This is a genomic window from Pseudomonas sp. 22085, assembly GCF_052045815.1.
GTDB classification, from domain to species: domain Bacteria; phylum Pseudomonadota; class Gammaproteobacteria; order Pseudomonadales; family Pseudomonadaceae; genus Aquipseudomonas; species Aquipseudomonas glycinae.
Genome location: NZ_JBQEQA010000035.1, coordinates 20,346 through 30,464, shown reverse-complemented (window position 1 = coordinate 30,464; position 10,119 = coordinate 20,346). Strand labels below are relative to the sequence as shown.

The 10,119-nt window shown below is 60.3% G+C and carries 8 protein-coding genes; all 8 read right to left on the bottom strand.

Translation table 11 applies throughout. From position 1 onward, the window contains the following. Positions 1 to 6: 6 nt before the first annotated feature. Complete coding sequence (locus ACTJK7_RS28450) at positions 7 to 969, bottom strand: IS110 family transposase (RefSeq protein ID WP_440779566.1); 963 nt, start codon at positions 967 to 969, stop codon at positions 7 to 9. Between the two features lie 296 nt (positions 970 to 1,265). Continuing rightward, positions 1,266 to 1,751 carry a 2-amino-4-hydroxy-6-hydroxymethyldihydropteridine diphosphokinase gene (gene folK / locus ACTJK7_RS28445; protein ID WP_440781047.1) on the bottom strand — a complete coding sequence of 162 codons (486 nt, stop codon included), beginning with the start codon at positions 1,749 to 1,751 and terminating at the stop codon, positions 1,266 to 1,268. A gap of 3 nt (positions 1,752 to 1,754) precedes the next feature. Further along, positions 1,755 to 3,155 (bottom strand): polynucleotide adenylyltransferase PcnB, encoded by a 1,401-nt coding sequence (locus ACTJK7_RS28440; protein ID WP_007959609.1) that lies wholly within the window; start codon positions 3,153 to 3,155, stop codon positions 1,755 to 1,757. A gap of 734 nt (positions 3,156 to 3,889) precedes the next feature. Continuing rightward, positions 3,890 to 5,326 (bottom strand): sigma-54-dependent transcriptional regulator, encoded by a 1,437-nt coding sequence (locus tag ACTJK7_RS28435; protein WP_011335968.1) that lies wholly within the window; start codon positions 5,324 to 5,326, stop codon positions 3,890 to 3,892. Between the two features lie 22 nt (positions 5,327 to 5,348). Continuing rightward, positions 5,349 to 8,303 (bottom strand): sensor histidine kinase, encoded by a 2,955-nt coding sequence (locus tag ACTJK7_RS28430; protein WP_007959612.1) that lies wholly within the window; start codon positions 8,301 to 8,303, stop codon positions 5,349 to 5,351. Continuing rightward, complete coding sequence (locus ACTJK7_RS28425) at positions 8,287 to 8,463, bottom strand: hypothetical protein (protein ID WP_003176118.1); 177 nt, start codon at positions 8,461 to 8,463, stop codon at positions 8,287 to 8,289. Before ACTJK7_RS28425 ends, ACTJK7_RS28430 begins: the two co-directional genes overlap by 17 nt. A 77-nt stretch (positions 8,464 to 8,540) precedes the next feature. Beyond that, positions 8,541 to 9,437, bottom strand: coding sequence for a tRNA glutamyl-Q(34) synthetase GluQRS (gene gluQRS, locus ACTJK7_RS28420; RefSeq protein ID WP_440781046.1), 897 nt, complete (start codon positions 9,435 to 9,437; stop codon positions 8,541 to 8,543). A gap of 83 nt (positions 9,438 to 9,520) precedes the next feature. After that, positions 9,521 to 9,964, bottom strand: coding sequence for an RNA polymerase-binding protein DksA (gene dksA / locus ACTJK7_RS28415; RefSeq protein WP_039771633.1), 444 nt, complete (start codon positions 9,962 to 9,964; stop codon positions 9,521 to 9,523). Positions 9,965 to 10,119 lie beyond the last annotated feature (155 nt).

Genomic DNA, 10,119 nt, shown 5'->3' with positions numbered 1-10,119 from the left:
GAGATTCTATGTTGCAGGGGAACCCTGCAACCTTAAATTGGGTTGGTATTCGCTCTGATTTTTCATGAGGGCGAATGCCACCCGGCAAAGCTTACGGGCGAGGATGACCAAAGCCTGAGTTCTGGCTAGACCTCTTGCCAGATAGGATTCATAGAACGGTTTCCAAACAGGGGACCGACAAGCTGCCATAGCTGCATTGTGTGCAAGACGCCGTAATTCTCCGTCACCTTTTTTGCTCAAGTGGCGAGGACTGTGTTTCTTGCCTGAGTCCTTTGCCTTCAAATCCATTCCCAGAAAGGCGATGAACGCATCGGCGCTGGCGAACTCACCTCGCATATACGTAGTTGCCAAGCCCGTTGCCGTGAGTTCACCAATCCCTTCAATCGCTTTGCAGCGTCTGATGTTTTCGCTAATGCCGGCCTCTTGGCTGACTTTGCGGAGTAATTCCTGAATGGCTTGATCAAGCTGTTTGAAATGCTCCAACCCACGGGCCAAAAGATCTTCAAGGAGAGGTTCGTTTGACCAGCTCAGCATGATACTGACTCGGGCCTTCATCAGCTGCGCACGCTTGTTAAGCAGACTTTTCAACACCGTGTAGTGCCGTGGTGGTGGGCTCCAGACCCGCAGCCGGTGCTGTTCACTGGTTAGATAACGCGCCAGAAGACGTGCATCACAAGGGTCGGTTTTTGCACGCTGACCGATGCTTTCGCGGTAATGGCTCACCCGGTAAGGGTCCACGACGTAAACCCGATGCCCCATACCATGGGCCAGTTCGGCCGTGTCCAGGTGGTAGAGATTAGTGGCTTCCAGAGCGATCGAGCTTTGTGCGGGCAAGGTCTTCAGCCAACGACCTACAGACGTGCGGTCATTGTTGATGACCTGGGTAATTTCCAGATCTTCGCGATAAACAACGATTTCGGCCTTGGCCACATCGACACCAATCACCGTTGGCGAGGTAAGGATTGTCATGACGAATCCTCGGAGCTAGGGTTTAAGAGCTTGTCGGGGTCTACCGTAGCGCTGGCTTGCCTCTATCGTCGGTTTTACCGATGAATTCCTTATCGGCGCTTTAGGTAGAAAGGGCGGGACGAGAAGTCTCCCACGGTCCGTACTGGCTAGAGTCGGAATCGAGCTTTTAGTCCCGCCCACCCCTTCAAGTCTAAACATACAAGCGGGCTTGCTCGCGAAGGCGTCGTGCCAGTCAGCATCTTATTGAGCTGATACACCGCATTCGCGAGCAAGCCCGCTCCCACAGGGGATAGATCTCAGGGGTGGGGAAGGCGTTCGAGGCCGACGAACGGGCAGGCTGCGAGAAGATCTGAAAGGGTGCGGCCATCGGCCAGATGCAGATCCTCGGGCGCCAGTTCGGCCAAAGGATAGAGAACGAATGCGCGCTCCTGCATGTGGTAATGCGGGACTTTGAGTCGCGGCTCGTCGATCAGTCGATCACCGAACAGCAGAATGTCCAGATCCAGCGTGCGCGGGCCCCAGCGCTCCAGGCGTTCGCGGCCCTGATCGTTTTCGATTGCCTGCAAGGCATCAAGCAGATCCAGCGGGGCGAGCGCGCTGTCGAGCGCGGCAACCGCGTTGGTGTAACGCGGTTGGCCCGGCAGCAGTGAGTCGCTTTGGTAGAAGGCAGACACACCGACCAGTTCGGTGTCGGGCAATTGCCCCAGCGCGTCGACCGCGCTGCGCAGTTGTTCGGCCGGGTCAGCCAGGTTGCTGCCCATGCCGATGTAGATGCGTTCCATGCCTTATTCGCCCGTGGCGCTCGGTGCGCCGGCGCGCTTGCGCTTGGAACCGCTGCTGCGGCGACGCTTGCGCGGTGCGCCACTGGCGTCATCACCCTTGCCGCTCAGGTCGCGGATCATGTCGCGACGTTCGCTGTCGTTGGCGTCCTGATAATCGGTCCACCACTCGCCCAGGCCATCGGTCTGCTCGCCAGCGCTTTCACGCAGCAGCAGGAAGTCGTAGCCGGCGCGGAAGCGCGGATTGTCCAGCAGCAGGTCGGCGCGTTTGCCGCTGCGGCGTGGCAGGCGTTCCTGCATGTCCCAGATCTCGCGGATCGGCATGGTGAAGCGTTTTGGAATCGCGATGCGCTGGCACTGTTCGGCGATCAGTTCGTGAGCGCCTTCCTGCATCGCCGGAATCGGCGGCATGCCGCGCTCTTGCAGACGCAACACGCGGGCCGGCAGGGCAGGCCACAGCAGCGCGGCGAACAGGAACGCCGGGGTCACCGGTTTGTTCTGCTTGATCCGCAGGTCGGTGTTGGTCAGGGCTTCGCTGATCAGCGTGTGGGTGTATTCCGGGTTGTGTTCCAGCGCATCGGCACTGGCCGGGAACAGCGGCGCGAACAGTTGCAGGTCGACCAGCATCTCGAAGGTGATGGCGCCATGACCGGAGAGGAACAGCTTGAGCACTTCCTCGAACAGGCGGGCCGACGGGATCTCGCGCAGCATCGGCGCCAGTTCGCGGATCGGCTGGACGGTGTGCTTCTCGATACCGAAATTGAGCTTGGCGGCGAAACGCACGGCCCGCAGCATCCGCACCGGGTCTTCCTGGTAACGCTGCTTCGGGTCGCCGATCAGACGGATCAGGTGATTGCGGATGTCGTGCACGCCGTTGGCGTAATCGAGGATGCGTTCGCTGACCGGATCGTAATACAGCGCGTTGATGGTGAAGTCGCGGCGTTGCGCGTCTTCTTCCAGGGTGCCGTAGACGTTGTCACGCAGAATGCGCCCGCTCTCGTTGCGCGAAGACTGGTTGCTGTCTTCGTCGTCTTCGTTTTGCGGGTGATTGGCGCGGAAGGTCGCGACTTCGATGATTTCGCGACCGAAATGGATGTGTACCAGCTTGAAGCGGCGGCCGATGATCCGCGCATTGCGGAATTCGGCACGAACCTGCTCGGGGGTGGCGCTGGTGGCGACGTCGAAGTCTTTGGGCGTGATGCCCAGCAGCATGTCTCGCACGCAACCGCCAACCAGGTAGGCCTGGTAGCCGGCGCCCTGCAGACGTTCGACGATGTTGACCGCGTACCGGCTGAATTGCGCCTTCTGCAGCGAATGTTGGCCGCTGTTGAGGACTTCAGGCGTGCTACGGATGTGTTGCGTACGACGCAGGGGAGTTCGGAATGACTGGAACAGCTTCTTCAGCATGGGATGCACTGTTTGAAGGAATGTTCGGCCATACCAGAGAATGACCGCATGATGGGCCGGGATTCTAGCATTTAGTCGAGGGATGGTGTAGGACGCTGCCGTTTTGCGCTGCAAGCCGCAGGCTAGAGGGGGTGGGGATGCGTCAGAAGGGGGAATTTGCCGGGAAGAATAAACTACAAGGGGAGCCGAAGCTCCCCAAGAAGTAGTTGCGTGCTCTTTTTATTATTGATTCGGGCTTCTTGTTTTTGTTGAGTGCCCTCGCCATGAAGCTTTTCCTTCATGACCCTCCCAATCGGGAGCCAAGAGCAAACGGATTGCTTTGGTCGCTGTGTTGCAGTGATCTTGCGATCCAACCAGTACAGGCTCTGTCTTAAGACAGTTTTTGTTGTTCTCGGCCTGGTCGTGGGGCTAGCCCCAAATACAACGCCTCTCCAAAAGAATCAGTTAGCTGCGCCTCTCGCCGTCTTGTTTTTATTGTGCGTGAGTCGATTCGTCTTATTTTTATTGTCTTGTGCATTGCTTGTTATTGTTCTTGTACCAAACATATAGCAGGTGCCGTGCCAACTTTTGCTAACCCCAATAAAACAAGGGGTTAGGTCGATATAGCCGTTTTCGCAGGGCGAAAAAAAGCCGGGGTTTCGTTACCGATAACCCCGGCTTCTGTTACGTGAAAAGACTGAGGTAACAGTTTTTTCACCTCTTCAACGGTAACCCGCACACTCGACAGGTAACGTTCAGCTCTCGCTGGCGACCCCGGTCTTGCGCCGTGGAATGCCCAGACGCTGACGACGCTCCCACAGGCATTTGCGGCTGACGCCCAGTTTGCGCGCCAGTTCGGTCTCGGTCATGTGGTCCTGATGCTCGAGCACGAAATGCTGGAAGTAGTCTTCCAGTGACAGGTCTTCGGTCGGCTCGTGGCTGCTATTGCTGGCGTTACCGGCCGGTTGCGCCGGCAGGCCGATGAATTCGTCGTCCTCCAGATCACCCAGCTCGATGTCGATGCCCAGCAGGTCGGCAGAGATTTCCGGGCTTTCGCTCAGAATCACGGCGCGCTCGACGGCGTTTTCCAGCTCCCGCACATTACCCGGCCAGGAATAGTGCCGGATCGCCTGTTCGGCATCGGCGGCAAATTTCAGGTCGGTGCGGTTGATGCGTGCGCTCTGACGAGCGAGGAACGCATTGGCGATTTCGTTGACGTCGGCGCCGCGTTCGCGCAGGGCCGGCAGTTTCAACGCGATCACGTGCAGGCGGTAGTACAAGTCTTCACGGAACTGGCCGATTTTCGCCAGGCTCTTGAGGTCGCGGTGGGTCGCCGCGATCAAGCGAACATCGACCTTTTGCGACTGGACCGAGCCCACCCGGCGAATTTCGCCTTCCTGCAACACGCGCAGCAGGCGAGCCTGGGCTTCCAGCGGCAACTCGCCGATTTCGTCGAGGAACAGCGTGCCGCCGTCCGCCGCTTCCACCAGACCGGCGCGACCGGCGCTGGCACCGGTGAACGCACCTTTCTCGTGGCCGAACAGTTCGGACTCGATCAGGCTTTCCGGAATGGCGGCGCAGTTCACCGAGATCATCGGTGCCTTGGCGCGTTTCGACAGGTTATGCAGGGCACGGGCCACCAGCTCTTTACCGGTACCGGACTCACCCTGGATCAATACGTTGGAATCGGTCGGCGCGACTTTACGGATCTTGCCGTAAAGATCCTGCATCGGCGGACACGAACCGATGATGCCGATCTCGCCATTGCTGTTGTCGATGGCGGATTTGCCGCTGCCATTGGCCGATTTCGCGGGAGCTGCTTCGCCGGCAGCAGGCGCCGACTGGCGATCGCGCAGGATCCGCGCGACAGCCTGAAGCATTTCATCGTGGTCGAAAGGCTTGGCGATGTAATCCACCGCGCCCATCTTCATCGAGTCGACCGCCGAGCGCAGACTGGCGTAGCTGGTCATGATCAGCACCGGTGTGCCCTGGCCGAGCTTGATCAGCTCGGTGCCGGGAGCGCCCGGCAGGCGCAGGTCGCTGACGATCAGATCGAATGTGGGAATACTGAAGCGTTCTTGTGCTTCCTGCACTGAACCGGCTTCGCTGACCTGGTACTGGTTGCGTTCCAGCAGGCGGCGCAAGGCGGAGCGGATAATGGTTTCGTCTTCGACGATCAAAATGTGCGGCATTGATTCGATACTCTCGACGGTCTCAGTTCACAGCGGACGTCGCTTCGACATGGCGCGGCAATGTCACCCGGATACGGGTGCCGCGCTGGCTCTGAACATCAGCCGGGCTGTCGATGGTGATTTGTCCATAATGCTCTTCAACGATGGAATAGACCAGTGCAAGGCCCAGACCGGTGCCTTCGCCAGGATCCTTGGTGGTGAAGAAGGGTTCGAACAATCGGTCCATGATGCTCGACGGAATACCGCTGCCTTCGTCTTCGACGATCAGATCGACCGTGTGTTCGCCGGCTTCGCTCTTGACCCGCACCGCACTGCCGGCAGGCGAGGCGTCACGGGCGTTGGAGAGCAGATTGATCAGCACCTGGGCGAGCCGCTGCGGATCGCCTTCGACCCAGTGGTCGGGATCGCACAGGTTGTAGAACTGGACTTCGAAATTGCGCCGGTTGAGGGCCAGCAGGCCGATGGCGTCCTGGGCGACTTCCGCCAGACAGACGGGCTCGTCGCTGTGCTGATGGCTGCCGGCGTGGGCGAAGCTCATCAGCGACTGGACGATGCGTGACACGCGTTTGGTCTGTTCGAGGATCTGGCCGCTGATTTCCGTCAGCTCACCGTCCTCTTCGCGCTCTTCGCGCAGGTTTTGCGCAAGGCAGGCGATGCCGGTGATCGGGTTGCCAATTTCGTGGGCCACACCCGCCGCGAGTCGGCCGATGCTGGCCAGGCGCTCGGAGTGCACCAGTTTGTCTTCGAGCATCTGGGTTTCGGTCAGGTCTTCCACCAGCAACACCAGGCCGCTGTTGCCCGGTGCCAGCGGCTCGTCGATTGCCGCTTTGTGCAGGTTCAGCCAACGGGTCTGGCCGTCGAGGGCCAAATGCTGTTTGTGCAAATGCTCGTCCGGCAGATGGATGAAGCCTTGCAGCAGATCTTTCCACGGATTGGCGATGGTACTCAGGCGCGAGCCGACGACCCGTTGCGCAGCAATTCCGGTCAGTTCTTCCATGGCCTTGTTCCACATCAGGATCTCCTGATCCTTGGCCAGCGAGCAGACGCCCATCGGCAGTTCCTGCAGGGTCTGGCGGTGGTAGCGGCGCAGGGCATCGAGTTCGGCAGCCAGACCGGTCAGGCGCGAGTGGTAATCCTCGAGGCGGCTTTCGATGAAGTGGATGTCTTCGGTGACGTAGTTTTCGCCGCCGGCCTTGTAGGGCAGGAAGGTTTCCACCATGTCCTGGGCGACGCTCGGACCCATCAGGCCGGAAAGGTTGGCTTCGATCCGGTCGCGCAGGCGGCGCAAGGCATAAGGGCGGCGCTCGTCGAAGGGCAGATAAAGGTCGCGCAGGGCCTGCTCGACTTCTTTCTGCGCAGCCTTGGCGCCCAGCGGTTTGGCCAGTTGCGTGGCGAATTCCTGCGGCGAAGCGGCGTGCAATTCGCGGCGTTGCGGGCGTCGCACGTTGTCCACCGCGCAGGCTTCGGCGGCGCTGGCCTCTTCGGGGCTGGCATTGGTGAACAAAGAAATCAGGGTGAACATCAGGACGTTGGCCGCCAGCGAGGCGATGGCCGCCATGTGCCAACTGGTGTCGTCCAGCACGTAGATCATGTTCAGCAGCGGAATATAGAAACCCTGCAGATTGCCGACCAGCGGCAACAGCATGGTCACCACCCACACCACGATCCCCGCCAGAAGACCGGCGATAAAGCCGCGGCGATTGGCGGTCGGCCAGTACAGCACTGACAACACGCCCGGCAGGAACTGCAGGGTCGCGACGAAGGCGACGATGCCGAGGTTGGCCAGGTCCTGCTCGGCGCCCAGCATCAGATAGAAGCAGAAACCGGCCATGATGATCGCGACGATCAGCGCCCGGCGGGTCCATTTCAGCCAGCGATAGATGTTGCCCTCGGCCGGCGGCTGGTAGAGCGGCAGCACCAGATGGTTCAGGGCCATGCCCGACAGGGCCAGCGTGGTGACGATGATCAGGCCGCTGGCCGCCGACAGACCGCCGACATACGCCAGCAACGCCAGCGACTTGCTGTTGGCGGCGATGCCGATGCCGAGGGTGAAGTATTCCGGATTGGTGGTGGCCCCGAGTTTCAGGCCGGCCCAGAGAATCAGCGGCACCGCCAGGCTCATCAACAGCAGGAACAGCGGCAGGCCCCAGCTTGCGCTGACCAGCGAGCGCGGGTTGAGGTTTTCGGTGAAAGTCATGTGATACATGTGCGGCATCACGATCGCCGAGGCGAAAAACACCAGCAGCAACGTGCGCCACGGGCCTTCCTGCAATGGCGTGTGCAGGGCGGCAAGGGCGGTCTGATTCTGCAGCAGCCACAGTTCAAGCTGTTGCGGGCCGTCGAATACGCCGTACAGCGCATAGAGGCCGACGCCACCGAGGGCCGCCAGTTTGATCACCGATTCGAAGGCAATCGCGAACACCAGCCCTTCGTGCTTTTCACGGGTGGCGATGTGACGGGAGCCGAAGAAAATCGTGAACAGGATGATCAGCGCACAGAACGCCAGGGCCACGCGGTTCTGTACCGGTTCGCCGGTGAGGATGCCGATCGAGTCGGCCACGGCCTGGATCTGCAACGCCAGCAACGGCAAGACGCCGATCAGCATGAAAATTGTGGTCAGCGCACCGGCCCAGGTGCTGCGGAAGCGGAAGGCGAACAGGTCCGCCAGCGACGACAGTTGATAAGTGCGGGTGATCTTGAGGATCGGATACAGCAGCACCGGCGCCAGCAGAAACGCCCCGGATACCCCGAGATAACTGGACAGAAAACCGTAGCCGTACTGATAGGCCAGACCGACCGTGCCATAGAACGCCCACGCACTGGCATAGACCCCCAGCGACAGGGTGTAGGTCAACGGATGGCGAATGATCGCCCGCGGGATCATGCCCCGTTCACTGATCCAGGCCACGCCGAACAACGCGGCCAGGTAGGCGGCGCTGATCAGCAGCATCTGGGTCAGGCTAAAGCTCATCGGCATCTTTTTGGCTCTGCAGGATGAAGGTCACGACAATCAGGATCAGCCAGAGCAGATAAGGGCGATACCAGGCGCCCGTGGCGTCGATCCACCAATCCATGATGGCGGGAGAAAACAGGTAGATCCCCACGACCAGAAGCAGGACCAAGCGATAGATGTACATCCCGGCCTCTCTTTTTTATGCGCGTGCCCGAAAACGTGCGGCGATGGTAACGGATGGGCGCGCCACTGCAAGTGTCGTCACAGCAGTTGCGCTTCGGGCAGGGTCAGTGTGCGCGGGATCTTCGTCGCGTCCCAGTGGGCACTACCCCATTTCAGCAGCTCTTGCGGCGAGGCGTGGGCCAGTTCGGGCCCCGGGTTTTGCCCCAGTGCACGCAAGGCCCGCAGCAGCAATGGCGTGGCCTGATCGGCTTCCAACGGTGGCGAGCGATAGGATTTGCCGAGCTTGTTACCGTCCGGTTGGGTAATCAGTGGCAGATGCAGATAGCGCGGTTGGCGCAGGCCCAGCAGTTCCTGCAGATAGAGCTGGCGCGGCGTGGAGTCAAGCAGATCGGCGCCGCGCACGATGTCGGTGATGCCTTGCCAGGCGTCGTCCAGTACCACCGCCAGTTGGTAAGCGTAGAGGCCGTCGCGGCGGCGGATCACGAAATCACCCACGTCGCGGCCCAGATGCTGGCGGTATTCGCCCTGCACCCGGTCGATGAAGTGGTATTCCAGCTCCGGCACGCGCAGGCGAATCGCCGCGTCTTCCTGGCCATGGCCGGCATTGCGGCACAGCCCAGGATAAATGCCGTGGTACGGCTCCAGTTGTTTGCGCGAACAGGTGCAGGCGTACGCCAGGCCGTGATTGAACAGGCTGTCGAGCACTTGGGCGTAGGCCTCGTGCCGGTCGCTCTGGCGAACCATCTCGCCGTCCCATTCGAAGCCATAGCTTTCCAGCGCCTTGAGAATCGCCGCTTGCGCGCCCGGCTCTTCGCGAGGCGGATCGAGGTCTTCCATGCGCACCAGCCAGCGGCCGCCCACCGAGCGTGCGTCCAGATAAGAGGCCAGGGCGGCGACCAGCGAACCGAAGTGCAGGTGTCCGCTGGGGGTCGGGGCGAAGCGGCCAATGTAGGCGGGGGAGGAGTTGGCAGTCATGAGGGCGATGTTACTTGAAGAGTAAAAAACGGCAGAAACAAAAACGGAGCGTTCGCACGCTCCGTTTTTCGTTCAGGTAGGGATTATTTGCCGACCTGCTTTTCCTTGATTTCCGCCAGGTTCTTGCAGTCGACACACATGTCGGCAGTCGGACGGGCCTCGAGGCGCTTGACGCCGATCTCGATGCCGCAAGAGTCGCACCAGCCGTACTCTTCGTCTTCGATCAGTTGCAGGGTCTTGTCGATCTTCTTGATCAGTTTGCGCTCGCGGTCGCGGGCGCGCAGCTCGAGGGCGAACTCTTCTTCCTGACTGGCACGGTCGGCCGGATCAGGAAAGTTGGCCGCTTCGTCTTTCATGTGATCAACAGTGCGGTCGACTTCCTGCATCAAGTCGAGTTTCCACTTGGTCAGGATCTTGGTGAAATGCGCACGCATAGGCGCGCCCATGTACTCTTCGCCCTCTTTAGGGACGTAAGGTTCGAAACCGCTGAGTGTCTGACTTGCCTGTTGCTTTGCTTGGGTGGGCATGAAATGGACCGCCTCTACTCTTGTAATCCATTGCGCAGGATTGCTCCATCACCGACACCTGCCGGCCCTGCGGCTGCAAGCGGGCGAACTTACCAGATCAATTCGACCCGCGCTACTCCCGGATGTCGAGCGCGTGGCCGAGGGGACTTGCAAAT